Below are 25,724 nucleotides of genomic sequence, written 5' to 3' on the forward strand. Positions count from 1 at the left end.
TCTTTATATTCGCCGCACCCCACTATTTTTCACCCGCCGTACAACGGCAATAAGAAAAGCTGCCGTTTTCAGGCAGCTTCTATGATTATCACCATCTATTAAGCGTCTAATGCTATTTTTTCCTGACGGTAGGCTTCGGCGGCTTCCCGTTCGCGTTTGGTTGTCTGGCGCATCATATAATAATTAATGGCAATTACCAGCGTGCCGACAATGGTAATCATAATGGTCGCCAATACGTTCATTTGCGGATCCAGACCCAGTTTGATTTTTGAGAAAATCACTTGCGGCAGGGTTGAAGAGCCGGGGCCGGATAAGAACGATGTAATCACCAAGTCATCCAACGATAAAGTGATGCCGAGCAGGAAGCCCGAAGCAATCGCCGGTGCAATCAGCGGCAGGGTAATCACAAAGAAGATTTTCAGCGGGCGCGCGCCCAAGTCCATCGCGGCTTCTTCCAGAGATTGGTCCAGCTCGACCAAACGCGACCGGATCACCACCGTGATATAAGCCATACACAATGTGGTATGCCCTAAGAAAATGGTGAAAAAACCGCGGTCGAAATACAGCCACCCTAACAGCTCGCTGTTTTGCAAAAATATCTGAACCTGAATAATCAGCAACAGCATGGATAAGCCGGTAATCACATCCGGCATCACCATCGGCGCGGATACCATACCGGCAAACAATGTGCTGCCGCGGAAACGTTTGATACGCGCCAAGGCATAGCCTGCCAGTGTGCCGAGAATCACGGCCGCCAGAGAAGACACCACGGCAATCCGCAGCGATAACCATGCCGCTTCAAGAATGGTGCTGTTGCTAGCCAATTCGCCATACCATTTGGTTGAAAACCCGCCCCAAACCGTCACCAATTTGGATTCGTTAAACGAATAAATCACCAAAACCACTAGCGGTATATAAAGAAAGGCCAAGCCTAAACCCAACATCAGCTTCAGGAACCAAGAAAGCTTATATTTAGACATTATCTTGCTCCTTCTTCGATTTCACGGTTTTCATAATGGTGGAACAAGGCAATCGGAATCACCAGCAAAATCACCATAATCACGGCAATGGCGGAAGCCAGCGGCCAGTTGTTTTGGTCGAAAAACGCCTGCCACAATACTTTACCAATCATCAGGTTTTCGGAACCGCCCACCAATTCGGGAATCACAAATTCACCGACAGCCGGCACAAACACCAGCATGGAGCCGGCAATAATTCCGGTTTTCGACAACGGCAGTGTAATAGCAAAAAACGCCTTAATCGGCCCTGCGCCCAAATCGGAAGCCGCTTCGAGCAACCGGTCGTCCATTTTCACCAACTGCGTATACAGCGGCAGAATCATAAACGGCAGATAGGCATAAACCATCACCAAATTCAGTGAAAAAGCGTTATAAAACAAATCTAAGGGCTGGCTGATAATCCCGTATTCCATCAGATAGTTATTGATAATACCGTTGTGTCCGAGCAGCCCCATCCAAGCGTAAACACGCAATAGGAATGACGTCCAAAAAGGCAGCATAATCGCCAACAATAAACCGTTGCGGATAGACGGATTGGCCCGTGAAATGGCATAAGCAATCGGATAACCGAGTAGCAGGCAGATAAACGTGGTGGTCAGCGCGGTTTTAATCGACAGCCAATAAGTCAGCAGATAAATATTGTTGCCGTTGCTGTCTGAAAACGGATTGAGCATACTGCTCAGGCTGCTCCAGAAATTTTGGAAAATATCGGCATAATTTTGATAATTCAAAGCGATATTTAAACGTCCGAAATCGGGATCGGTCGTAATCAGCGGCGAATAAGGCGGAATGGCCAGCTCTTGTTCGGCAAAGCTGATTTTCAACACAATCACAAACGGAATCAGAAACAACACCAGCAGCCAGAGATAAGGCACGGCAATTACTGCTCTCTGCCCCGGTCGGCGTGTCAGTTTGCGTTTCAACATGGTTAATGTCATTGCAGTATCCTTACAGCTTAGCTAAACAACGGCGTCGGTTGGTTTGCCGGCCAGCTGACATACACGGTTTCTTCCCAAGTCGGTGGTGTAACATTACGCACATACCAATAAGGTGCCGGTACTTGGCTCTTAATGCGGCGGCCGTTAGCCAATTCCACATGATAAATGGCAAAGCTGCCCAAATAAGCGATTTCTTTGACCGTACCTTTTTCCCAGTTGTAGTCACCCAAGTTATCCGGTTTTTCTTTATGCAGGTCGATATCTTCCGGGCGGATACTGATCCATAGTTTTTGCTCGGCAGGCCCGCCTAATCCATGGTCGATACGCACTTTATTTTCCAATTCAGGTAATTCGATAATTGAATAATCAGCATGATCTTCAAAAACCGTACCCTCGAAAATATTGGTTTCACCGATAAATTCGGCGGTAAAGCGGCTGTTGGGGAAGTCGTACACATCGCTCGGTGTGCCTACCTGCTCCAACTTCCCTTCCGACATAATCGCCACACGGGTCGCCATGGTCATGGCTTCTTCCTGATCGTGGGTCACCATAATGCAGGTGACACCGACTTGTTCTAAGGTATTAACCAATTCCAGTTGGGTTTGCTGGCGGAGTTTTTTATCCAATGCGCCCAAAGGTTCATCCAGCAATAGGATTTTTGGGCGTTTCGCCAAGCTGCGTGCCAAAGCAACACGTTGCTGTTGGCCGCCTGAAAGCTGATGCGGTTTACGTTTGGCGTATTTGCTCATTTGCACCAAGCGCAACATTTCTTCCACTCGTTCGGCAATTTTGGCTTTCGGCATCTTGTCTTGCTTGAGACCGAAAGCAATATTTTGTTCTACCGTCATGTGCGGAAACAAAGCATAGCTTTGAAACATCATATTAATCGGGCGTTCATACGGAGCAAGTTTGGTAATATCTTGGCCATCTAAAATAATTTTGCCCTGATTCGGCGTTTCCATACCCGCCAACATGCGCAGCAATGTTGATTTACCACTGCCCGAACTGCCCAAAAGGGCAAAAATTTCATGCTTTTCAATACTCAGGTCGATGTGATCGACAGCATAGTTGTCACCAAATTTTTTAACCAAGCCTTGTATTTGCAAATAAGGTTGGGCGGAAGACGCTACGGAGGCGTTCATAATGGCAATACTCCAATCAATAACGAGTACCGGCAAAACGGATTTTCGCGTGGGTGATAAAAAGCTGTTTGATTGCTGGTTAAGAGCGCACGCTCAGCAAGGAAAAATTTCTAAGGGCTGCAGAAACCCTAATATACTTAAGGTTGCCGACAGCCCTATTTTTTGAACCCGTGATTATAGTAGCCTATGCCTTGACGGGGCAATATAAAATCAAATTTTTTATAAATTTTGTAAAGCACTTCCCTTTCTTCGCAACAAACAGAAAAGATATCCGTACTATCATCAACATACCAACAAAACATAAATTTACATAAAATAACTAAAATTAATTAAAGCACAGTTTATTTAATGCTTCAGACGGCCTAAATAATAAGGCATCCACAAAGAAAAACAAATAAAATGCAAAGCTCGAAGAATATCCATTTAATGAAACAAATTGTAAAGAACATTTAATTTATATTGTTTTATTGATAAAGTCAGTCTGTCTCAAAATTAATTATAGACACTTCACCTTCTCTTTCCATTCAGTTCAATATCATTAAACTGTCAACCAAACATACACAACAAAACTATAGGAAACTAATGAATTTATTTAAAAAAACTTTATTTGCCGCTTTCGGACTCAGCTTATCGCTTGCCGCAACGGCTGCATCTGATACCGGCGTCACGGTCGACCAATCCAAATACGCCAACCGCCAAGTGTTGCCGGACTTTACCGCCGGCATGTGCGATAACGCAGCCCCCACTTTAGTCCATTTAAAAGATAATTTATATCGCCATACCAATGGTGCCGGCTTGGCCGTCCATAGCGGTATTGTGATGATTACCAAAGAAGGTGCTTTAGTTGTCGACGGCGGTGCCACTTGTGCTTCCGAATGGCTGAATGCGGAAATTAAAAGACGTTTTAATGTTCCGGTGAAATACGTTGTTTTAACCCACGCCCACGCCGACCATATGGCCGGCAGCCAAGTATTCCAAAAAGCCGGTGCAACGATTGTTGCCAACAAAAGAGCGATTGAGCCTATTGTCGGCGAAAAAATCCCTTACGCCATCCCCAATCGTGTATTTGATAAAGACATGACCATCAGCTTAGGCGGGGAAACAGTGAAATTACACCATGTCAGCCCGAGCCATTCCGACAGCATGACCATGGTTTTATTCCCCAGACAAAAAGCCTTGCAATGTACCGACGTATGCCAAAATAAAACTATGCCGTACAATGATTTCTTAGACTTCTACTATCCCGGCTGGATTGCCACTTTAGATTGGATTTTGGATCAAGACGTCGATATTATCGACATCGGCCACTACACTCCGGCCACCAAAGCCGACCAAGCCGCATTGCGTAACTATATGGTTGATTTGCATCAGCAGGTGCTCGACTTATCGCGCGCCGGCCAATCATGGGATCAGCTATACCGTAATGTTAAGTTCAGCCCTGAAGTACAAAAATGGACCAACTTCAACAATATGAAAACCCTCAATATTATGGGCATGTATCGTTGGGTGAATAACCATCGCCGCGGTATGTGGTAAGAACAGTATGATTCTTTAGTATTGAAAGATAAAAAAGCTGACTCAATAGTCAGCTTTTTTCTTGTTTCCAAATCAACAAAGTTCGCTATTCGTCCGCTCCGTCATCCGTTTGATTTTGTTGTTCATCCATAATAGTACGAATTTCTTGGAAAAGCGCACGGAAATTTTTCGGCGGTTTATTCAACTCTTGTTCTTTACGGGTATTGCGGATTAACGTCCGTAACTTACCGGCATCGGCCTGCGGGTAATCAGCAATAAATGCAGTTAAGGCATCATCCGCCGCGATAAGCCGCTCGCGGGTTTGTTCCACACGCTGTAAAAAGGCATTGTGTGCGGCATTATCACCACGCAACTTCGCCAAATAACGCTCAATCGGTTCCGGATCGGCATCTCGCATCAAACGGCCGATATATTGCGCCTGACGTTTGCGCGCTCCGTTTGAGGTGATTTTCTTATATTCCGCTACCGCTTCATATAAATCTTCCGGCAAACCGATTTTTTTCAGCGCGTCCGTTGAGAGTTTGGTCAGCTGCATCCCTAAATCTTGCAAGCTGTCCATCTGCTTTTTCATTTGGGTTTTACTTACCCATTCTTGCTCATGATTACTCATTATTTATCTCTTTCAATAGTCGCCGCATTTTAGCACAAGCGGCCACCCTATTCCGACTATCGTCACAATTTTGCCGAGGCCGTCTGAAAGCGGTTAAAATAACACCAACCCTTTCTATCGGACAATTCATGTTTAACCACAACAAAGACGAACTACTGCAATTATGCGGGCAGGTTTTAACCTTAGCCAAACAACACGGTGCAACCTCTGCCGAAGCCGACTTAAGCGAAGCAATCGGCCAAAGTGTGAATGTCCGCCTCAATGAAATCGAACAGATTGAATACCAGCAAGACAAATCGCTCGACATTACCGTCTATGTCGGGCAGCGCAAAGGCAGGGCGAGTACGGCCGACTTTTCACCCCAAGCATTAAGCGATACGGCAAAAGCAGCGGTCAATATTGCCAAATATACAGCGGAAGACGATTGTGCCGGCTTGGCCGATGCGGCATTAATGGCCGAACATATCGGCGATTTAGATAAATACCATGAGTGGGATTTATCTACCGAAGCCGCCGTAGAACTGGCCAAACAATGCGAACAAGCGGCACGGGATACCGACAGCCGCATCAGCAATTCAGACGGCGCAGGCGTACAGACCGGTCACTATCAATATGTATATGGTAATTCCCACGGTTTTGCCGCACACCAGCAAGGCACGCGCCACAGTATTTCATGCAGTGTCGTTGCATCCGACGCAAACGGCATGCAACGTGACTACTGGTTTGATGCCGCCTGCCGACACAATGATTTATCTTCAGCGGAAAATATCGGCCGTACCGCCGCCGAACGCACCGTAAGCCGTTTAGGCGGCCGCAGCCTGCCGACCGGCAGCTATCCCGTTGTGTTTGATGCTGCCGTAGCCGGCAGCCTAATCGGCCATCTTGTCGGCGGATTAAGCGGCGGTGCTTTATATCGGCAAAGCAGTTTTCTTATCGACAGCTTGGGTAAACAGGTTTTACCCGATTTTCTTCATTTACGGGAAGAACCTCATATTCCCAGAACTTTCGGCAGCACTTATTTCGACAGCGAAGGCGTGGCGACCCAACCGCGTTTTGTGATTGAAAACGGCATAATTCAAGGCTATTTTTTAAGCAGTTATAGCGCCAGAAAACTAGGTATGCAAACCACGGCCAATGCGGGTGGCGCACATAACCTCTGCTTAAACCACACCCATCCCAACCAAGCCGCACTCCTTAAAGAAATGGGCAACGGCCTGCTGATTACCGAACTGATGGGGCAAGGCATCAATATGCTGACCGGCGACTATTCCCGTGGCGCGGCAGGCTATTGGGTTGAAAACGGGGTAATTGCCCACCCCGTACAAGAAATCACCATTGCCGGACGTTTGCAGGATATGTATCGCCAAATTATCGGCGTGGCCGATGATGCCCTCAAACGCTCCTCCAACAAAATCGGCTCGATATTGATTAGCGAAATGACCATAGCCGGCACTTAAATCCCACAAACAATCCAATAGTATCGCAACAGAGCAGTTTGCCACTTCTATAAAACAGCCGAACCCAATTTAATCGGTTTCGGCTGTTTCACCCACTGGTTTTATAATTAGAGTTTATCATTATCTATTGATAAGGCCGTCTGAAAGATCTCAATGCATTAATAAAGTCTATTAAAAAATATTCTATAAAATACTTATTTTCCCAACTTACCTTTCATATCTACTGCTTTATACATAAAAACAACAAAATCAAATCAACCCGCCATTGTTTCTATTTATAATCCCACAAAAATAAAAATATATTAAAATCAAATATGTAATTCAAATATTCCAAATAAATACCGAATATCTGGTATACTAATTAGTAACCTAATAAATATTTTTAAATAAAATTATATGAATAGTTAAAAATAATTACTGGAGAAAATACGTTTATCTTGATAATATACCGAATATCAAAAAATAAGCCGAATATCTAAAAAAATATCCGCTTATCCAAACACATTAGAAAGTAATACTTAAAGGGGCCACATCATGACCATTATTGCTATTGACCTTCAGCCGCAATGCCGTTTTTCCTGTTTTGCTGCGAACGATCAACAATGCGTTCATCAACCGGAAAGTATTGTTCCGGAGTTGAACCGTCAGGCACGTTTGGCTCACAAGCGAGTATTAGTTGAAAATGTTTCTAATCCTAAAGATACATTATGTGCAAGCTTATGCGGTGGTGTAGATAACCTACTGCCTAACAGCTTTACATTTAGCCGTGAAACCCATTTTACCATCCAAGCAGAAGCTTGCCGTGGTAAACATCTATTAAAAGGCCTCCCCTCCGGAGCAGATTATGATCATGCGATCGAGGTAGATGGGGAAGAAACAGGCAGCGCTTGTTTTCATGATACCAAAGAAAAGCACAGCACCGGTTTAATTGAATGGTTGCATACCCAACAAGCCGATACCATTATTCTTGGCGGTTTGGCTACCGAATATGCCGTATTGGAAACAGCTTTACATTTAGATTGGTATAACGATAATTGGCATATTATTGTCAATCTTTCAGCCTGCCGTGGTTATACGCCCGAGGCAACATTAAAAACAGTTTCTTTATTACGGCAAGCCGGTATTACCGTAGTTTTTGATACTGAAGATTTACCTGCCGCTATTGCTGCTGGTAGCACACGTTTAATGTCACAAGCCTCTTAACTCAAGAGATAATTGCTTGCTTTTAAACAATTTTCCAGTTAAATATTAAAAATCTCTTCACAGACACTCCCATCTGTAAGAGTTCTTCAAGGCCGTTTTCAAACGGCCTCTTTTTTATTCAAAAAAATATCAAGTACCTTTTAAATCCCCCCTATCCCAATATAACCTATCATAATTACGATTAATTAAATATTGATTTTCTCTTCAAACCGTTAGAATTCAATAAGCTCACATATGCTGCTTGAAACAGCAGCTCAGTAACCAATATACTAAATACACCATAAAATCCTATTCATCAGTATAACGTGTCTTATACTTCCGATATCAGAAAGGTTTTATCATGAAATCTATCGAACAATTATTAAACCATCCCAATGTGCAATTTACCCCTTTTTCAGACGGCCTACCGGTTGATAATCCGGCTACTGGCGATATTATTGCTTATGTCAAACACTCCTCAACCCAAGAGATAACACATCAAATCGAACAAGCCCAATCCGCCCAACGGGAATGGGCATCAAAAACAGCGCTTGAGCGTGCCGATATATTATGGGAATGGTATCGCCTCTTAAAGGAAAACAAAGAAAACCTTGCCCGAATTATGACCATGGAACAAGGCAAAAGCATCACCGAGTCACGTGGCGAAATTGATTATGCCGCCGGTTTTATCAGATGGTATGCAGAAGAAGCCCGCCGTATCGATGGCGATATCTTAACTAGCTTGAAAAATACCCAAAAACTGATGGTGATTAAGCAGCCTGTAGGTGTCACTGCGGCTATTACTCCTTGGAACTTCCCTGCTTCAATGATTACCCGTAAAGCCGCGCCTGCACTGGCTGCCGGATGCGCCATGATTGTCAAACCGGCATCCCAAACCCCATTAAGCGCTTATGCACAAGCAGTATTGGCTTATGAAGCAGGTATTCCGCCTGAATTATTTGCTATCGTCTGTGGCAATGCACAAGAAATCAGCAACACCTTTACCCAAACTCCGATTATCCGGAAAATCAGCTTTACCGGCTCAACAGATGTCGGTATAAAAATTTATGGCAGCAGCGCTAATCAGATTAAAAAAATCAGTTTGGAGTTAGGTGGGAATGCACCCTGTATTGTGTTTGACGATGCCGATATGGATAAAGCCGTTCAAGGTGTGATGCAAAGTAAATTCCGTAATGGCGGCCAAACCTGTGTATGCAGCAACCGTGTTTATGTTCAGGCCGGAATATATGATGAATTCTGCCGCCGTATTACCGAAGAAACAAGCCGTCTGAAATTGGGTAACGGCTTAGATGAAGATACGCAAATCGGCCCATTGATCGATAAAAAAGCTATTGTTAAAGTAGAAGAACATATTAGCGATGCACTCAATAAAGGAGCGCGCTGTCTAACCGGAGGTAAAAGGAGTTCGTTAGGCAGTACTTTCTTCGAGCCTACTGTTTTAAGCCATATGACTTCTAATATGCGGATAGCTCGTGAGGAGACATTCGGTCCGGTATGCCCACTATTTCGCTTTGAAACCGAAAGCGAAGTTATTACCCAAGCCAATGATACCGAATACGGCTTGGCTTCTTATCTGTTTACTGAGGATACAGCACGCCAATGGCGCGTATCCGAAGCTTTGGAATATGGAATGGTCGGTATTAATACGGGGTTAATCAGTAATGAAGTTGCACCATTTGGTGGTATTAAAATGAGTGGACTCGGACGTGAAGGTGGTAAATACGGTATAGAGGAATATTTGGAATTAAAATATTTATGTTCGGATATTGGCTAAAAGCCAATAAAAAAAGCGTACTATGAACAGTACGCTTTTTTTCATCAATCCTTTTTCATTAATCTACGTAAGAGATTAGATACTACCACCTGATTGATTTACCATATAAGTAACTGCAGCTTTTACTTCATCATCACTCAAGCCTAAGTTACCACCTTTAGCCGGCATTACACCGCCATCAGGACCATTAAAGCCTTCAATAGCATGCTTAAATAAGACTTCTTTACCTTGTTTAATACGTGGTGCCCACTCATCATTATGAGTAATTTTTGGTGAAAGTGGAATAGCGGAATCTGCAGCGTGACAAGCCATACAGATACTTTCAAAAACTTTTTGCCCGTCTGCCTCTGTTACCGGACTAGCAACAGCAGTATCTTCCGCACCAGACGCATCAGCGTTCACTTCAGGTGCTACCAAACTACCACCTGATTGGTTTGCCATATGAGCAATCGCACGCTTCAATTCATCATCAGTTAAATCAGCTTGTCCGCCTTTGGCCGGCATCGCATTAAAACCATTCAACGCATTATTAAATAATGCATCAAGACCTTTGGCAATACGTGGCGCCCATTCATTGTTGTGGGTAACTTTAGGTGCATCCGGAACGCTGCTGTCTGCCGCATGACACTGAATACATACCTTGCTGAAAATCTGTTCCCCTGTACGCTGGCCGATAGGCGTACCATCCCCCATTGTAATATTACCGGCCGGCATAATGCGGGTTTCAGTTGCAGATTGGGTAGTTTCCTCTACAGTGCTGTAATAATTACTGCCTGCCAATTTCACCAGAAAAAACAATACTGCAATCAAAATAACGATACCGCCCAACAGGGTGGTAAGTGCAGAGCCGCTGGCTTTATGGTTGCTCAATGAATTCATTTGATATGGCCTCGCCGTTTTTGGTAGGTTGTGACGAATAGAGAGTTATATATTTTTGATTTTGTTAATTCGGATTAACAATATTTTGCTGGATTATACTGAATTAATGGCAGCTTTCCAATCTTTAAGTTTAACTTTCCTCAAATAAAGTGTGGATATACCAAGTATATCGTTTCAACCGCCACACTAAAAATAGTTTGATAAAATGCTTTCAAGTTAATCATTCGCTGATATATACGGCCTGAAAGATTTCGATTTTTTCTATTTATTGTATTCAGACGGCCTGGCAGATGGTAAGGTTTTAAAGAACTTTCAATACCATACCGACACATCTATAGTATTTTTATACTATCTGACCATTATATCAAACAAGAAATAAAACAAATATTTTTGCCAATTTTAGATTTTTGCGCTAATCTTACGTCCTTTCTGCACCCATAGCTCAGTTGGAAGAGCGTCAGTTTCCGAAGCTGGAGGTCACAGGTTCGATCCCTGTTGGGTGCGCCAAACTATTTTTGGGCGGTTCCTATTTTTATTGGGAACCGCCTAATTTTTTAAATTTTACCCAATACCACAATGTTCGCTTGGCATGGAAAACATCGCAGCCATATGCAGCCATATAACGGTTTCTCACAAAATAAATTAACCGACATCATGTTGCATACTTTATTTGATAACGCACTATACAACTCAAAACATTAAGAATAACAAAAACAGCAAGTAAAACATATTTTATTATCAAAATATATCAACCTGCTGTTTTACATAGACTAGTACTGATAATTAATCTTTAAACTTAGCCAACTGAGTTTGTACTTTAGCCATTTTATCCTGCAGATCAGCCAACTCTGCTTGGTCTTTTTCAACTAAATGAGCCGGAGCCTTTTCGGTATATCCGGGCTTACTCAGTTTTGCCGTTAACTTATCAATATTTTTTTGCAGCTTTTCCGCTTCCTTATTCAAACGGGCAGTTTCTGCCGCTTTATCGACTTCCACTTTCAACATCAGGCGGGCATTTTGACACACAGCTACCGGCGCATCTTCACTTTCAGGCAGCTTATCCACCAGCTTGGCTTCGGTCAGACGCGCCATCATAGGTAGATATTTCAATAAATCTTCCACACTATTGCCGCCTTCCACGAATAATGGTGCTTTCACACTGGGCGCTAACCCCATTTCACCGCGTAAATTACGTACGGCACCGATTAAATCTTGTAAAGCTGCCATTTTTTCAAAAGCAGCCGGAACGATTTTCTCATTATCGGCTTGCGGCCAATCGGCCATCATAATACTTTCCGTGTGTTTGGCGTTGGCCAGCGGGGCAACGGTTTGCCATAACTCTTCAGTAATAAACGGCATAATCGGATGCATAATCCGCAAGATAACTTCTAATACACGCACTAAGGTACGGCGGGTCGTACGTTGCGTTGTCGGACAACCGGTTTGCAATTGGACTTTCGCCAATTCAATATACCAGTCGCAATATTCGTTCCACACAAATTCATATAATGTTTGTGCTGCCAAATCAAAGCGGTAGGTATCAAACGCCTCTGCCACGGCTGCTTCCACCTGTTGTAAACGGCCGATAATCCATTGGTCGACAAAAGTATAAGCCAAAGGCTGGGTTTCATCTTGCCCGCAATCTTGCTCTTCGGTATTCATCAACACGAAATTGGTCGCATTCCACAATTTATTGCAGAAATTGCGGTAACCTTCGGCACGTTTGAAGTCGAAATTAATGCTGCGTCCCAAGCTGGCATAGCTGGCCATAGTGAAACGCAATGCATCAGTGCCGAATATAGGAATCCCTTCGGGAAAAAGCTTTTCCGTTGCTTTTTTCACTTGCGGCGCTTTTTCCGGGCGACGCAAGCCGGTGGTACGTTTTACCAACAAGCTTTCCAGATCAATGCCATCGATTAAATCGACAGGATCAATAACATTGCCCTCTGATTTAGACATCTTCTTGCCTTCATGGTCGCGTACCATGCCGTGAATATAAACGTCTTTAAAGGGCACTTTGCCGGTGAAATGGGTCGTCATCATAATCATACGTGCCACCCAGAAGAAGATAATTTCATAACCGGTAACCAATACCGAAGAAGGTAGGAATGCTTTCAAATCAGGGGTTTCAGACGGCCATCCTAATGTAGAAAACGGTACCAATGCGGATGAGAACCATGTATCCAATACATCTTCATCACGGGTTAAGCCTTCAGTTCCTGCCAATTTTTCCGCTTCGGCCTGATTGCGTGCCACATAAACTTTGCCCTCTGCATCATACCAAGCCGGGATTTGATGCCCCCACCACAGTTGGCGGGAAATACACCAGTCTTGGATATTGTTCATCCATTGGTTATAGGTGTTCACCCAGTTTTCGGGAATGAATTTCACTTGGCCGGAATCAACAGCATACTTGGCCTTTTGTGCCAAGCTCATGCCTTTAAATTCGCTTTCCGGTTCGCCTCCATTCGGCTGTGCACTCATAGCCACAAACCATTGGCTGGTCAACATCGGTTCGATAACGCTGCCGGTACGGTCGCCCTTCGGAGTCATCAAGGTATGCGGTTTTACTTCCACCAACAAGCCTTGTGCTTCCAAATCGGCTACCATTTGTTTACGGGCGGCAAAACGATCTAATCCCGCATAGTATTCAGGCAATGCAAAGCCCTGCTGCTCTTCACCTTTAAAATTAAACACTTCGGCATCGGCCAAAATTTTGGCTTCTAAATCCAAGACATTGATTAAAACGGTATCGTGGCGCTTGCCCACTTCATAGTCGTTAAAATCATGTGCCGGCGTAATTTTCACGCAACCCGTACCAAAATCTTTTTCAACATACTCATCGGCAATAATCGGAATTTCACGCCCTGAAAGAGGCAATGTCACAGTTTTACCAATCAGCCCTTGATAGCGTTCATCATCCGGATGCACGGCAACAGCCACATCGCCCAACAGGGTTTCAGGGCGGGTTGTCGCAACCGTCAGGCTACCTGATCCGTCGGTTAACGGATAGCGGATATGCCACATAGAACCTTGTTCTTCAACGCTTTCCACTTCCAAATCGGAAACCGCCGTGCCCAATACCGGATCCCAGTTAACCAAACGCTTACCGCGATAAATCAAACCCTGTTCGAACAAACGGACGAATACTTCCGTTACCACTTCGGCGCGAACCTTATCCATTGTAAAGTATTCGCGCGACCAGTCTGCCGAACAACCTATGCGGCGCATTTGTTGAGTGATGGTGCCGCCGGATATATTTTTCCACTCCCATACTTTTTCTAAAAAAGCTTCCCGCCCTAAATCATGCCGGGAAACACCTTGTTCGGCGAGTTGGCGCTCAACGACAATTTGAGTCGCAATACCGGCATGGTCGGCACCGGGAATCCAACAGGTATTGTAGCCTTTCATACGATAATAGCGGGTAAGTCCGTCCATAATCGTTTGGTTAAAAGCATGTCCCATGTGCAGCGTACCGGTTACATTAGGTGGCGGTAGTTGGATAGCAAATGATTTATCTGAAGACATATTAGGCTGGAAATAGCCTTTTGTTTCCCAATTTTGATAATGTTTGGCTTCAATTTCGGCAGGTTGGTATTTATTTAACATAGTAATATTCGATTTAACTAAAAATAATATTGAATCGAAAGATTATAACGCAAAAGGCCGTCTGAAACCTATTAAAAGGCTTTTCAGACGGCCTAAAACTTAGATGAGAACTGCTTCAAAACCTATCTATTATATATTTTTCATTTTACTTGGGCCGGCTTTATTAAGAAGCGTTTTATCATGCTTTTTTACTTTAAATAAATTCATATAAAATAAAACTGCCCGTTATTATCTAACGGGCAGTTGTCGGGTCTCGGCTCATTTATTTTTCGATTCGGCTTTGGCTTCCTTTTTCAAAGAAGCATATAAGTCGGGTTGGCGACTTTTCAGCAACGAAGCAATCGCGAGGTCATCGCGATTTACTTTGGCCAAATCAATTTTTTCGATGTGTACCAAACGAAGTAGCTCGCGCACGGGTTTCGGCATATTTCGGCCTGACTCATAGCGGGAACCGCCTGATTGGGTAACACCTATACGACTCCAAAAGTCCATCTGGTTTAAGCCGAGTTTTTTACGGATATCGCGGATATTTTCAATTTTCTCGAACGACTTCATGAAATTTCCTTCTTTTTTTCTGTTTAAAGCTTGAATCTGTCAAACCACTTACCCGAATATAATACCGAAAATAAATATACCCGAAGTAAGAATATTATATTCAAATAAGTATAAATGCTTAGACAATGAATTCAGGATAAGTTTAATTTTTTTTTATATCAAGCGGTCGAAAAAAGCGATAAGCGTATACCTTTATTTATATTTTAATTAAAAAACAAATAGTTATTTTTTAAAGTAAAGATTCTAACCCGAAATAATTTACATAAAAAAACGTAAAAAAATCAAGGTTTACCTGTTTGAGGGCTGATTGTCAGAATTTCATAGCCCGTTTCGGTCACTAAAACTTCATGCTCCCATTGTGCTGATAAAGAGCGGTCTTTGGTTACAACCGTCCATCCGTCTGCCAAAATCCGCAAATGGCGTTTACCTTGGTTAATCATCGGCTCAATTGTAAAAATCATACCGGGCTTCAAAACCAAACCCTGCCCTTTTTTACCATAATGTAAAACCTGCGGGTCTTCGTGAAATACCCTGCCTATACCGTGCCCGCAAAATTCTTGCACCACAGAATAGCCGGCATTTTCTGCAACCTGTTGACAGGCATATCCGACATCGCCCAATGTCGCCCCGGGTTTTACTGCCTCAATACCCGCCATCATACTGGCATGAGTAACATCGATCAGGCGCTTGGCCTGCGGGCTGATTTGCCCTACGGCAAACATACGGCTGGAATCGCCATGAAAGCCATCTTTTTTGATGGTGACATCAATATTAATAATATCGCCGTTTTTCAATGGTTTATCATTTGGAATCCCGTGGCAGATAACATTATTGACCGATGTACAGCACGATTTCGGATAAGGTGGATTACCATAATTCAACGGAGCCGGATAACCGCCCTGAACTTCTGTATGATAGTCATAAATCAACTTATCCAGTTCGTTTGTTGTCACACCGGGCTTCACAAATTGTCCGATATAGTCGAGTGCTTCAGCAGCCAATCTGCCTAACTCACGCATTTTTTCAATTTCTTCAGGTGTTTTAATCACAACAGCCATTATTTTTTCCTTTTCTTGATGAGCTCAGACGGCCTATCGGTGTGACCCGAGAGGCCGTCTGAATCATTATTTGTATCGATACTAAAATATAGTTTTTTTAAAAAAGATTATCGGTAATCGGGCCTGATTCATTCGATCCGACCGGTTTAGGAGGAGAAGTTTGGGGAGCCTTTGCTGCCGGGCGTTCTTGCGGAGCCTGGGGCGTAGAAGGTGTTTCAGCTACCGGAGTGCGTGCTCTATTTTGAGAAGGCGAAGGCTCTGATCTCGTTGGTCTGGCCGATCCGACGCTAGAATTGGTATTCCCTCTTCGTGGCGTTTCAGCTACCTGTCTCTGTGTAGTAGTCTGTTCTTGTTCAGATTCAGATTTGACTGCTGAGTTTCCTACCTTCTGGGCTTCCTCAACCACCCTTCTTCTCTGTGAATGGCGCACAGCGGGCTTCTCAACTTCTTTATTTACAACCTTAGCTTCGGTACTTTCATGATTGATGCCCTCGGGCTCAGAAGCTTGTACTACTTTTTCCTCATCAATGGTTTCAGAGCTCACAACTTCTGTCACCACGCTATCAGAGACTGAAGTCCCTTGAGGTGCCCATACTTCAACTTGACTAGCAGCATTTGAAGGCAAAGACTCTTCCTCTACCTGTGTTTGTGTGGAAGTATGCATAATACCGATCACCACGCCACCGACAGCAACGACGGCAATGGCAAATAAAGCGGCCAGCAAATGTTTGGGTTTTAAAAGAAACCTTTGTTTGCTGCTTTCGGTGGGTCGATTTGTTTTCATTGGTTTCTCTGTAAACCATCTGAATGTTTCAGACGGCCTTATTGATTGAGTCTTAAAAATCCTGCTTGCTTACCAATCCCATGGTAAAACAGATGATTTATGGTTGCCGGGGCGTGTAAGTTTGGTAAAGTGTCACCACTCTTTGAACGCCCGACGTTGTGCTGACTTTTTCAGTTACCGCAGCTTGTTCGGCAGGTGTGAGAATACCCATCACATAAGTCGTACCATCATAAGTGACTATTTTAACTCTGCTGGGAATGACACCTTGAATACCGAGCAAGGTCGTCCGTACTTTTGAAGTATTCCAAGTGTCAGCACTTACATTACCGAATGTGCGCGGTTGTGAAGTAACGGTAATGTAGTTATAAACCTCTTGAGCTGCCGATTCGGAACGTGCTACCTGCTCGACAAAGGCTTTTTCGCCTTCAGTTGCCACCTGCCCCAATAACAAAATATGACGGTTATAGCTAACCACAGATAAAGTCGGCTCAAACCCATTTGTTGTTGTCGCATTTTGGCGCAAATAAGTCATTGCCGTATTTTTAATACGGACTTCCATCAGATTATCGTCTGCCTGTGTACCGGTGGTACGACGGTCGATGGCAGATGCACCACCAACTGCGGCACCGCCCAAAACAGCACCGACACAACCGCTTAATAAAATAGAAGTTACCGTAGCAACAGCCAGCGGACGAATATAAAGTTTGATATTCATTAACAAGTATCCTTTTCTAAGGGGTTTCAGACGGCCTTTCAGTCGTCTGAAAACAAATTAATCTGTTCGCTTCTCACATACCTTCAAACAACATAGTATCAATACAATCACATAATGCATGTATCAAAAGAATATGGATTTCTTGAATACGTGCTGTGCGCTGATTGGGTACATTTAACAAAATATCGCTGTCTTTCAACATAGCAGCAATTTTTCCACCATCTCTGCCGGTAAGCGCAATCACATTCATATCACGCTCATGTGCCGCTTTGATAGCTTCTATTACATTGGCAGAATTTCCCGATGTAGAAATACCGATTAAAACATCTCCTGCACGACCCAAAGCGCGAACCTGCTTACTAAACACATGGTCGAATCCATAGTCGTTACCAATGGCGGTTAATGCGGAAGTATCCGTGGTGAGGGCAACAGCAGCCAACTCCATTCTTTCTTTTTCAAAACGCCCGGTCATTTCCGCCGCAAAATGCTGTGCATCGGCAGCCGAACCACCGTTGCCGCAAGCTAAGATTTTCCCATCCGCCATCAAACACTGCAACATCAGCTCGGCAGCCTGAGCAGTCGGTTCTTTTAAAACATCAACAGCCTGTTGTTTAGCCTCGATACTTTGGGCGAAATGGGCAGCAACGCGCTCTTCTAAAGCAGTCATATTTTAACCTGTAATATTTTGCACCCACTTAGGTGCTTCGTTTCCTTCGATGAATATAGCATCCAAGCGGCATGGTGCGTGACTCAGACCATGCTTCTGTAGATAATGTTCCGCGCTTTTCTGAAGCTTCATCAGCTTAGCCGGCGTAATGCTGTATGCAGCTCCGCCAAAACGACGATTGTTCCGGTATTTTACTTCAACAAACACCGTCATATTACTGTTTTTAACTATTAAGTCAATTTCGCCAAACGGACAGTGCCAATTGCGCGCAATCAATACACAACCCTGTGCTTTTAAAAATGACCATGCAGCATCTTCCCCCGCTACACCTTGTCGATGATTCAAACGCATTTTGTTTATCCCCGTTATAATGAAAGTTTTCAGACGGCTTGTTTATTATTATGATGCAAAAACACTATCAAAAAGCACTCGACAGCATTGCAACGCAAACATTATACGTTGTCGCCACACCTATCGGCAATTTGGCCGATATTACACTGCATGCGTTGGCTGTACTACAACGTGCCGATATGATTTGTGCCGAAGATACCCGTGTTACCGCGCAATTGCTGAGCGCATATGGTATACAGGCAAAATTGGTTAGTGTCCGCGAGCACAACGAACAAAATATGGCGGGGAAAATTATTGATGCACTTTCAGACGGCCTGATTGTTGCCCAAGTTTCCGATGCCGGCACTCCCGCAGTTTGCGATCCCGGTGCCAAACTGGCCGAGCGGGTAAAATCGGCAGGCTTTAAAGTTAGTCCCATTGTCGGCGCTAGTGCCGTTATAGGTGCATTAAGCGTGGCCGGTATTACCGAACCGAATTTTTATTTTCACGGTTTTCTTCCAGCCAAGCCAGGGGAGCGCCGTAAACTACTCGAAACATGGGCCAATAGTGATTACGCAATTGCCATGTTTGAAACACCCCACCGCATTGCCGCCACATTGGCCGATATGACCACCCTTTATCCGGAACGGAAACTGATGTTGGCACGGGAAATTTCCAAAACATTTGAAACATTCTTAAATGGTACAGTCACCGAAATCCAAACCATATTACAAAATGATACTAATCAAAACCGCGGCGAGATGGTACTCATACTACATCCCGATCCGCCGGAAAAACATACCAATTTACCTGAAACGGCGCAACATATTATGAAAATCTTGTCGGAAGAGCTGCCTACCAAACAGGCTGCAGGATTAGCGGCAAAAATTACCGGGGAAAGCAAAAAAGCATTATATGATTTAGCCTTAACGTGGAAATAAAACAAACCTAATATATTTCAGACGGCCTATTTGATATAGGCCGTCTGAAATATTATCTTATTATTTGATTTTCGTTTGCGTATTGAATCCACCACCAAGCTGTACATGCAGATTACTCCACGCTGCCAATAAATCGGCACGACCTTGTACAAGCAATATCTGACGTTGCAAAGTTTCATCCTGTTTTCGCAGAGAATCGATGCCATTTTCCAAACCGGCACGCATACGACGGGCAGATGCTGCTTCCGATTTTTTAGCCGTACCAACCATGCGTTGTTGCAAATCCACCTGTTTGTGCAAGCTTTGATATGCCGACACCGCGTCTGCAGCAGAGCGCATGGCATTCAAAACAGTTTGATCATAAATAGCCACCTGCTCGTTAAATTGACTGTTACGGGCAGCCAAGTTCGATTGCAAAGCCCCCGATGTAAACAAAGGCAGGTGTATCGCCGGCAGCACAGTTAATGCACCACCGTTCTTTCCTCTTACAATATCAAAAGCATCAATATGACTAAGCCCTGCCAAGGCCCTCAATTCGATATTTGGATAAAATTCGGCTTTGGCTTCACGAATATCTTGCTCTCTAGCCTGTAGTAATGCTTTTTGTGCGGCAATATCCGGCCGCCGTGCCAATAAATCGGCACGAATCTTATTCACTGCCAATACCGGTGCATCTTTTTGAGCAGAAGGTTTCCAGTTATCCAGTTCATTAGGGCTTCTGCCGATAGCAGCCGCCAGACTATGGCGCACCTGTTGAATCTGGCGAGATAATTCTAACTTCTCCATTTCTAACAGTTGTTTGGCAGATTCCGTCTGATAAAGTGCGGAAGGTGCCAAAATATTGGCATTAACCCGTCGTCCAAGTAGCTTTTCATTCTCTCCGACAAGCTCGATCCGTTGTTCAACTAATTGCGACCTTGCCTCTAGTGCCTGCCAAACAAAATATTGAACTGCAACAGCATGAGCCACTTCCAAACGTGCCTGAATAGCTTCATAAGCAATCGCCCGACGACGACCTAACGCAGATTGAATACGCGCCTGATTCTTTCCCCAAAAATCGAAAGACCAACTTCCTTCCACTGCCGTATTGGCCAGCAAAAGAAGATGGTTTGTATCGAATTGTGGTACAGATGGTTTGGGGGTAACGTATGTACCGAGACCTTGCACAGACAAACCGACCTGTGTTTTCCCTGTAGCTTGAACCACACCCAATTGCGCTTGCGCCTGTTCAAATCGGGCTTTGATTATTCTCAAATTTGGGGCATTTTGTAATGCCTGAGCAATCAGTGTATTGAGCTTGGTATCTTTTAAACTTGTCCACCAAGCACCCTGAATTTCCTGTGTTGAATGACCTTCAGGCAGCAAATACGCCGTTGGATACTCCAACGGCGTCTGTTTGCCAAACGGCGCACACGCAGTAACAAATACTAAACCTGCCACTGCCCAACTGCGTACGATAGCATCAAATTTCATAAAATCAGTGTCCGCTTGCGTTAAAGCCTCAGCACAACACCGTCGAACCATTAACCCAATTTGGCTAAAAGTTTGCTCAACAAATGTTGAAGCTGGGCATAATCCTCATTGGTAAAATCTTCCCACGCCTCTCCACTTTTACTGGAAATTTGCGGCCAGATTTTTTGAATAAAAGCTTCACCCTCAGGTGTTAATTTTAACACGATTTGGCGGCGGTCTTGTTGATTGATATGACGCTCAACCCAACCACGCTCAACCATTTCATCAGAAAGACGGGTAGCGCTGGTGCGCGTTAAGTCCATCAAGTCACTCAAGCGTGAAGGCAGAATCTCGCTGTTTGGGCTAACATAAACAGCCATCATAGCAAACCATAGGTTTTCATTAATCCCAAACTCTTTCAAGCTTTCATTAAGATGGCTGCTCAAGCGTTCTGTAACCACACGCAACAATCGACCCGCCTGAGTTTGCTGTTCGGAAAACTCAGGCAATCGACCTGAAAGTAAGCGCAGTGCATTAACCAATTCGGCTTGTGAAAAACTCATTGTATTCTCTTCTCTGTGATGATTAGTCATTCAGCAGCATATACTTTACATATCATTACACGAATATGAGCATCTACTGCCATTTTACTTAATTAAACAGCATAATAATTTGCCGTTTAAAATAGTTACCATTAACTCCGATATAGCTATTTTAATATATTCGTATATAATTTCTCAAAAAACAGACAATCGGCTTACTCTTCTAACAGGCGGTGTAGCATCTGTTATAAAATGATAAAAAACAACCTTTTAAGAAAAAAAATAACCGATTATCATTTTTTCATCCATACCAATATAATCTTCAACATCAGGTATGCTATAACAATTTTTATACAATATTATCCATCTCATTCGAACTGGTACTTTTAGAGTAGGTACTTTGTAATATAGTTCGGATGCACAACATATCTTTACGCATAATGCATGATACTTAAAGATAATATAAAATTATTTATAGACGATCGTTTTAGGTATTTTTGCCCTAATGCAATTACTCAAAAGCTTTCCCAACATCAAAAATACATGATTTTAAAATGCCTGATCTATTTAAATATATGGTATATAAATAACTATTTAAAATAAAATCTGGTACTCCTTACAGTCAATTTTAAAACTGCAAACAGTACCAGATTTATCCCAAATAAATCATGCCAAACGATAATTTATCACTATCTATCACACGACAAATATCATAGCGGCTTAACTTCGATAATCAGCATTAATGGACACATACTCATGTGATAAATCACAAGTATAAACCGTTGCCTTATGCTTACCACGCTGCAAGTCGACACGAACAGCAATCTCCGATTGACTCATCACCGCTTGCCCCATTTCTTCCGTATAGCTTTCTGCTCTGCCACCATTTTCGGCCACCAAAGCAGTTCCTAGCCACAACCGTACTTTATCAGTATCAAAATTCTCTAGTCCCGAATAGCCAATAGCTGCCAGCAAGCGCCCTAAATTAGGATCCGAAGCGAAGAAAGCGGTTTTTACCAATGGTGAATGGGCAATAGCATAAGCAACTTTTTTCGCTTCTTTCTGATCAGCTGCATTCTCTACCGTAATAGAAATAAATTTAGTAGCACCTTCTCCGTCACGCACAATTGCTTGAGCCAACTCCAAGGCCAAGTCACCAAGTAGATTTTTTAGTTCGTCATAACGTGGATCAGCGATATTATCGATTTCATTCTGACCGGATTTACCTGTCGCAACGATTACAAAACTGTCATTTGTACTCATATCTCCGTCAACAGTAATACAATTAAACGACATATCGGCAATTTCTTGCGTCATCAATTGCAAAACCGGTTGGGAAACATGGGCATCACACACAATAAAGCCCAACATGGTCGCCATATTAGGACAGATCATACCGGCTCCCTTGGCAATACCGGTGGCACGTACTGTATGGTTTTTCCCCACTTTACCTTCACGGCTGGCCGCTTTAGGAATAGTATCAGTCGTCATAATGGCACGAGCTGCCTCATTCCAGTGAACAGGTTTAACCTTAGGCAGCGCCGTAATAATTTTTTCATAAGGTAGCGGCTCAAGAATCACACCGGTAGAAAATGGCAACACTTGAGTCGACTTACAGCCAACCTGACTTGCCACAGCCTCACAAATCGTCAGTGCCCGAGAACGACCCTCTGCACCTGTACCGGCATTGGCATTTCCCGTATTAATCACCAATGCACGTACTCCGTCTTCATCGAATAAATGTTCTTGAGCAAGATAAACCGGAGCGGCACAAAATCGGTTTTGTGTGAATACGGCACCTGTTGTATTGTTGTGATTCAATACAATCAAGGTTAAATCATTATGTTCTACTTTTTTAATACCGGCCTGGCCTACGAAAACCTGAACACCATCAATGATCAATAAATCTTCCGGTTTTTTTTCTGTTAAATTAACTGCCATTTATGAACTCTCCTTTGTTTCCGCCTGTTTGGCGGCATGCTCTTCTTGAACGCGCTGTCTGAAACGTGCGCCTGCTGCATGATAAAACGGTTTAGGTGAAAACTGCCGTGATACCTGAGATGCAAAAATAGCACCAATCAACAGCCAAAACAATAAATTCTGCCCTCCTGTCATTTCCATCACTACCACACTGGAGGTTAAAGGTGCCTGTGTTGCTGCTGCAAGGAAAGCAGCCATACAAATTAATACCACCACGTTTACACCAGTTTGCAGATTGGCAAAATCAGCCATATGCTGACCTATCATGGCACCAACAGCCAAAGACGGAGTAAAAATTCCACCCGGAATACCTGCCCAATAAGACAATATAGTGGCCGCCCACTTCGCTATCGCAACACCTTGTGGTGCATCATATAAACGACGCAAAGCTTCCGATGCTTCCTGATACCCCGTGCCAAAGGTCTGGCCTTGATAAATCGTACCCAAAGCCGCCAATACAATACCAATCAAGCCCGCCAATAAAATGGGATGTTGGCGAACCCATCCTCTATATTTTTCCGGAGACACAGACGCCACCCCCTTGTATAACAAACGGGCAAACAATCCGCCGGCCAACCCACAAATCAGGCCACAAACCAACACCCAAATCAACATATCATCTAATTCTGTACCGTGAAAGCCTGAAAAATAAGGGTTGTTACCCTGTATGGCTACCTGAATGAAACCTGCTGCTAATACACCGATAAAAATTTGCCGCTCCCAGCGCAACAATACGCCCCGCCCCAATTCTTCAATAGCGAATACCACTCCAGCAAGCGGAGCATTAAACGCAGCAGCCAAGCCACCAGCCGCACCTGCAGCAATCAAATCATTTTCCTGCATGCCTTTAAAAGCCAAATTATGCTTTTTACACCACGCCCCCCAAGCCGCCATGACTGCTGCACCAACCTGCACAGACGGTCCTTCACGTCCGATAGACGCACCGGCAAGCATGCCTAAAAAGGTAAGTGGAATTTTTAATATTGTCTGCATAAAAGCAATCGGCCGTATTTTTTGTGCACCATAAGGTAATGACAATGATGCCAATACTTGGGGAATACCGCTACCCGACGTATAAGGAGCAAAACGTCTGGTCAACCAGACAATCAAAGGCAGCCCTAATGGCAGCACAACCCATGCAAACCACGGATATTCCTGAACCAACCGTGCATTTTCCTCTAATGCCCAATCGGCAGCCTCTGCAAAAGCCAGTGATACAAGAGCAACAAATGCAGCGCCGACCAATAAAAAAATAAAAGCCAGCGTTTTTCTTGAAAGTCGTTGTGTTTGTTTCAGTTTATGTAGAATTTTGCGTTTGAGTTTATGAAAATGAGTAGATAGAAAGACGTTCATGAATGATAACCTGTGTCATATAGTTTTCAGACGGCCTACCAACTTTAAATAAGGAGTCTGCATTATTTTCAATATAATGTCTTTATTATAATCTGCTTTGCTTTATCGTTTACAACTTTTCAAATAATCTGTTTCAAATACTAAAAACACAATAAAAATATCATGCATTAAATATTATGAATATTTATTCTGGCTAGCAGAAATCAACAGCATACTGCATAAAAGAGGAATTAAAAAATTTATAAAAACCTTATATATTAAACAGGCCGTCTGAAATCTCTTCAGACGGCCTGTTTAATCATCAAAGAATATTCTATTCGGTTCCTAAAATTTTCTTTTTTATTTTCCAGCTAATTCAATAGTTATACAAATAAATATATCACTTCATAAAAGAAGCCAGCAAATAACCGATTGCAATTAAAATAAAGACCACCAATAAAATAATTCCAATTGAAATTAGTGCTTTAGTTCCTTTAAACCAAGAGCGCCAATTAAATCCCCCTCTTTCCTGTATTAATTTTTGCTCCAACTCTGCACGAATTTGTTTACGCAACCGCTTTTCTTCTTCTTGCTTTTCTAATTGTAATTTTAAAGCGATTTCTTGTTGCTTCTTACGCTCAAACGCAACTTTCTCTTCCCACTCAATTCGCTTACGCTCAATCACTGTATCAGTGGCTGTTGCAAAATGTAAATGACACGTAGGACATTCTTCTATTGCATCAGGATCGTCAATAATAGTGCGGCAAACCGGACACTGATCAATAATTTTCTTAACATCTTCCTCTTGATTCTCTTCTGGAATCAATTCCAAAGAATGCCTGATAATAACATCCAGCCCCAAATAGCTGAAATAATGCTGCGCATTTTCCCGCTCTTCTTTGGAGCAATTCTCTGCAATAATCGCCTGTGGTCGCTCTGCCAACGCTTGAATCAAGTCATCCGCTTGATTTTCCGGAAGATTATCTCGGAGACAGGCATTAATACGTTCCTTATCAACACTAGGCGGATAAGAGACATAAACATCGTAGTATTTTTCTTTCATGATTATTCCGTACAATAGCCAGTATTAGACTTTATGTTACTTCCTAAACAGCTATATCGCTTTGTTAAGATCGATAGAGTATTTTATTATCTGTCTCTTGTCAGTCCACGCATACAAACGGCATATATTTACGATAAT

The 25,724-nt window shown here is 43.3% G+C and carries 22 protein-coding genes and 1 tRNA gene; 6 read left to right on the plus strand and 17 right to left on the minus strand.

What is annotated here, in order from left to right; genetic code table 11:
• Positions 1-98: 98 nt before the first annotated feature.
• From D0T92_RS10540 to D0T92_RS10550, 3 genes are read right to left on the minus strand one after another with little or no spacing between them, the layout of a single operon-like run.
• Positions 99-980, minus strand: coding sequence for an ABC transporter permease subunit (locus tag D0T92_RS10540; RefSeq protein ID WP_151052672.1), 882 nt, complete (start codon positions 978-980; stop codon positions 99-101).
• Complete coding sequence (locus D0T92_RS10545) at positions 980-1,957, minus strand: ABC transporter permease subunit (RefSeq protein WP_151052674.1); 978 nt, start codon at positions 1,955-1,957, stop codon at positions 980-982. Before D0T92_RS10545 ends, D0T92_RS10540 begins: the two co-directional genes overlap by 1 nt.
• 17 nt (positions 1,958-1,974) lie before the next feature.
• Positions 1,975-3,099, minus strand: a complete 1,125-nt coding sequence (locus D0T92_RS10550) for an ABC transporter ATP-binding protein (protein ID WP_151053068.1) — start codon at positions 3,097-3,099, stop codon at positions 1,975-1,977.
• Positions 3,100-3,681: 582 nt separating this feature from the next.
• Between D0T92_RS10550 and D0T92_RS10555 the strand changes: the two genes are divergently transcribed.
• Positions 3,682-4,635 (plus strand): MBL fold metallo-hydrolase, encoded by a 954-nt coding sequence (locus tag D0T92_RS10555; RefSeq protein ID WP_151052676.1) that lies wholly within the window; start codon positions 3,682-3,684, stop codon positions 4,633-4,635.
• An 85-nt stretch (positions 4,636-4,720) separates the two neighbouring features.
• Here D0T92_RS10555 and yjgA read toward each other — a convergent pair whose 3' ends face one another.
• Positions 4,721-5,245, minus strand: coding sequence for a ribosome biogenesis factor YjgA (gene yjgA, locus D0T92_RS10560; protein WP_151052678.1), 525 nt, complete (start codon positions 5,243-5,245; stop codon positions 4,721-4,723).
• Between the two features lie 128 nt (positions 5,246-5,373).
• Between yjgA and pmbA the strand changes: the two genes are divergently transcribed.
• From pmbA to D0T92_RS10575, 3 genes are all read left to right on the plus strand, one after another.
• Positions 5,374-6,702, plus strand: a complete 1,329-nt coding sequence (gene pmbA / locus D0T92_RS10565) for a metalloprotease PmbA (RefSeq protein ID WP_151052680.1) — start codon at positions 5,374-5,376, stop codon at positions 6,700-6,702.
• Positions 6,703-7,236: 534 nt separating this feature from the next.
• Entirely contained in the window at positions 7,237-7,905 is a 669-nt protein-coding gene (locus D0T92_RS10570) for an isochorismatase family protein (RefSeq protein WP_151052682.1), read from the plus strand.
• A gap of 340 nt (positions 7,906-8,245) precedes the next feature.
• On the plus strand, positions 8,246-9,679 hold the full coding sequence (locus D0T92_RS10575) for an NAD-dependent succinate-semialdehyde dehydrogenase (protein ID WP_151052684.1): 1,434 nt from the start codon (positions 8,246-8,248) through the stop codon (positions 9,677-9,679).
• A 75-nt stretch (positions 9,680-9,754) separates the two neighbouring features.
• On the opposite strand, the gene D0T92_RS10580 is transcribed toward D0T92_RS10575, so the two are convergent.
• Complete coding sequence (locus tag D0T92_RS10580) at positions 9,755-10,558, minus strand: c-type cytochrome (RefSeq protein WP_151052685.1); 804 nt, start codon at positions 10,556-10,558, stop codon at positions 9,755-9,757.
• A gap of 431 nt (positions 10,559-10,989) precedes the next feature.
• Here D0T92_RS10580 and D0T92_RS10585 point away from each other — a divergent pair.
• Positions 10,990-11,065: transfer RNA gene (locus D0T92_RS10585), tRNA-Arg, on the plus strand.
• Between the two features lie 276 nt (positions 11,066-11,341).
• On the opposite strand, the gene D0T92_RS10590 is transcribed toward D0T92_RS10585, so the two are convergent.
• The 7 genes from D0T92_RS10590 to D0T92_RS10620 all read right to left on the minus strand — a co-directional run bounded on the left by D0T92_RS10590 (position 11,342) and on the right by D0T92_RS10620 (position 18,297).
• Entirely contained in the window at positions 11,342-14,167 is a 2,826-nt protein-coding gene (locus D0T92_RS10590) for a valine--tRNA ligase (protein ID WP_151052687.1), read from the minus strand.
• Positions 14,168-14,425: 258 nt separating this feature from the next.
• Positions 14,426-14,722 carry a helix-turn-helix domain-containing protein gene (locus D0T92_RS10595; RefSeq protein ID WP_151052689.1) on the minus strand — a complete coding sequence of 99 codons (297 nt, stop codon included), beginning with the start codon at positions 14,720-14,722 and terminating at the stop codon, positions 14,426-14,428.
• A 281-nt stretch (positions 14,723-15,003) separates the two neighbouring features.
• Entirely contained in the window at positions 15,004-15,780 is a 777-nt protein-coding gene (gene map, locus D0T92_RS10600) for a type I methionyl aminopeptidase (protein WP_404821653.1), read from the minus strand.
• A gap of 97 nt (positions 15,781-15,877) precedes the next feature.
• Positions 15,878-16,564 (minus strand): hypothetical protein, encoded by a 687-nt coding sequence (locus D0T92_RS10605; protein ID WP_151052693.1) that lies wholly within the window; start codon positions 16,562-16,564, stop codon positions 15,878-15,880.
• Between the two features lie 97 nt (positions 16,565-16,661).
• Entirely contained in the window at positions 16,662-17,279 is a 618-nt protein-coding gene (locus D0T92_RS10610) for a BON domain-containing protein (protein ID WP_151052700.1), read from the minus strand.
• Positions 17,280-17,352: 73 nt separating this feature from the next.
• Positions 17,353-17,946 carry a phosphoheptose isomerase gene (locus D0T92_RS10615; protein WP_151052702.1) on the minus strand — a complete coding sequence of 198 codons (594 nt, stop codon included), beginning with the start codon at positions 17,944-17,946 and terminating at the stop codon, positions 17,353-17,355.
• 3 nt (positions 17,947-17,949) lie between these two features.
• Positions 17,950-18,297 (minus strand): YraN family protein, encoded by a 348-nt coding sequence (locus tag D0T92_RS10620; RefSeq protein ID WP_151052704.1) that lies wholly within the window; start codon positions 18,295-18,297, stop codon positions 17,950-17,952.
• A gap of 50 nt (positions 18,298-18,347) precedes the next feature.
• On the opposite strand from D0T92_RS10620, the gene rsmI reads away from it, so the two are divergent.
• Positions 18,348-19,217: a 16S rRNA (cytidine(1402)-2'-O)-methyltransferase gene (gene rsmI, locus D0T92_RS10625; protein ID WP_151052706.1), complete on the plus strand. Its 870-nt coding sequence runs from the start codon at positions 18,348-18,350 to the stop codon at positions 19,215-19,217.
• A 60-nt stretch (positions 19,218-19,277) separates the two neighbouring features.
• Here rsmI and D0T92_RS10630 read toward each other — a convergent pair whose 3' ends face one another.
• The 5 genes from D0T92_RS10630 to D0T92_RS10650 all read right to left on the minus strand — a co-directional run bounded on the left by D0T92_RS10630 (position 19,278) and on the right by D0T92_RS10650 (position 25,586).
• Positions 19,278-20,690 carry an efflux transporter outer membrane subunit gene (locus D0T92_RS10630; protein ID WP_151052708.1) on the minus strand — a complete coding sequence of 471 codons (1,413 nt, stop codon included), beginning with the start codon at positions 20,688-20,690 and terminating at the stop codon, positions 19,278-19,280.
• Between the two features lie 50 nt (positions 20,691-20,740).
• Positions 20,741-21,232 (minus strand): MarR family winged helix-turn-helix transcriptional regulator, encoded by a 492-nt coding sequence (locus D0T92_RS10635; RefSeq protein ID WP_151052710.1) that lies wholly within the window; start codon positions 21,230-21,232, stop codon positions 20,741-20,743.
• A 699-nt stretch (positions 21,233-21,931) separates the two neighbouring features.
• Positions 21,932-23,152, minus strand: a complete 1,221-nt coding sequence (gene argJ / locus D0T92_RS10640) for a bifunctional glutamate N-acetyltransferase/amino-acid acetyltransferase ArgJ (RefSeq protein ID WP_151052712.1) — start codon at positions 23,150-23,152, stop codon at positions 21,932-21,934.
• Positions 23,153-24,544 (minus strand): chloride channel protein, encoded by a 1,392-nt coding sequence (locus D0T92_RS10645; RefSeq protein ID WP_151052714.1) that lies wholly within the window; start codon positions 24,542-24,544, stop codon positions 23,153-23,155.
• 379 nt (positions 24,545-24,923) lie between these two features.
• A complete protein-coding gene (locus tag D0T92_RS10650; RefSeq protein WP_225315113.1) occupies positions 24,924-25,586 on the minus strand; it encodes a hypothetical protein in 663 nt (220 codons plus the stop codon).
• Positions 25,587-25,724: the final 138 nt, after the last annotated feature.

The organism is Neisseria zalophi (genome assembly GCF_008807015.1).
Classification (GTDB): Bacteria; Pseudomonadota; Gammaproteobacteria; order Burkholderiales; family Neisseriaceae; genus Neisseria; species Neisseria zalophi.

Bases quoted from the DNA above. Each gene is read 5' to 3' on its own strand.
- D0T92_RS10540 (WP_151052672.1), bottom strand. From the start codon at position 980: ATGTCTAAATATAAGCTTTCTTGGTTCCTGAAGCTGATGTTGGGTTTA.
- D0T92_RS10545 (WP_151052674.1), bottom strand. From the start codon at position 1,957: ATGACATTAACCATGTTGAAACGCAAACTGACACGCCGACCGGGGCAG.
- D0T92_RS10550 (WP_151053068.1), bottom strand. From the start codon at position 3,099: ATGAACGCCTCCGTAGCGTCTTCCGCCCAACCTTATTTGCAAATACAA.
- D0T92_RS10555 (WP_151052676.1), top strand. From the start codon at position 3,682: ATGAATTTATTTAAAAAAACTTTATTTGCCGCTTTCGGACTCAGCTTA.
- yjgA (WP_151052678.1), bottom strand. From the start codon at position 5,245: ATGAGTAATCATGAGCAAGAATGGGTAAGTAAAACCCAAATGAAAAAG.
- pmbA (WP_151052680.1), top strand. From the start codon at position 5,374: ATGTTTAACCACAACAAAGACGAACTACTGCAATTATGCGGGCAGGTT.
- D0T92_RS10570 (WP_151052682.1), top strand. From the start codon at position 7,237: ATGACCATTATTGCTATTGACCTTCAGCCGCAATGCCGTTTTTCCTGT.
- D0T92_RS10575 (WP_151052684.1), top strand. From the start codon at position 8,246: ATGAAATCTATCGAACAATTATTAAACCATCCCAATGTGCAATTTACC.
- D0T92_RS10580 (WP_151052685.1), bottom strand. From the start codon at position 10,558: ATGAATTCATTGAGCAACCATAAAGCCAGCGGCTCTGCACTTACCACC.
- D0T92_RS10590 (WP_151052687.1), bottom strand. From the start codon at position 14,167: ATGTTAAATAAATACCAACCTGCCGAAATTGAAGCCAAACATTATCAA.
- D0T92_RS10595 (WP_151052689.1), bottom strand. From the start codon at position 14,722: ATGAAGTCGTTCGAGAAAATTGAAAATATCCGCGATATCCGTAAAAAA.
- map (WP_404821653.1), bottom strand. From the start codon at position 15,780: ATGGCTGTTGTGATTAAAACACCTGAAGAAATTGAAAAAATGCGTGAG.
- D0T92_RS10605 (WP_151052693.1), bottom strand. From the start codon at position 16,564: ATGAAAACAAATCGACCCACCGAAAGCAGCAAACAAAGGTTTCTTTTA.
- D0T92_RS10610 (WP_151052700.1), bottom strand. From the start codon at position 17,279: ATGAATATCAAACTTTATATTCGTCCGCTGGCTGTTGCTACGGTAACT.
- D0T92_RS10615 (WP_151052702.1), bottom strand. From the start codon at position 17,946: ATGACTGCTTTAGAAGAGCGCGTTGCTGCCCATTTCGCCCAAAGTATC.
- D0T92_RS10620 (WP_151052704.1), bottom strand. From the start codon at position 18,297: ATGCGTTTGAATCATCGACAAGGTGTAGCGGGGGAAGATGCTGCATGG.
- rsmI (WP_151052706.1), top strand. From the start codon at position 18,348: ATGATGCAAAAACACTATCAAAAAGCACTCGACAGCATTGCAACGCAA.
- D0T92_RS10630 (WP_151052708.1), bottom strand. From the start codon at position 20,690: ATGAAATTTGATGCTATCGTACGCAGTTGGGCAGTGGCAGGTTTAGTA.
- D0T92_RS10635 (WP_151052710.1), bottom strand. From the start codon at position 21,232: ATGAGTTTTTCACAAGCCGAATTGGTTAATGCACTGCGCTTACTTTCA.
- argJ (WP_151052712.1), bottom strand. From the start codon at position 23,152: ATGGCAGTTAATTTAACAGAAAAAAAACCGGAAGATTTATTGATCATT.
- D0T92_RS10645 (WP_151052714.1), bottom strand. From the start codon at position 24,544: ATGAACGTCTTTCTATCTACTCATTTTCATAAACTCAAACGCAAAATT.
- D0T92_RS10650 (WP_225315113.1), bottom strand. From the start codon at position 25,586: ATGAAAGAAAAATACTACGATGTTTATGTCTCTTATCCGCCTAGTGTT.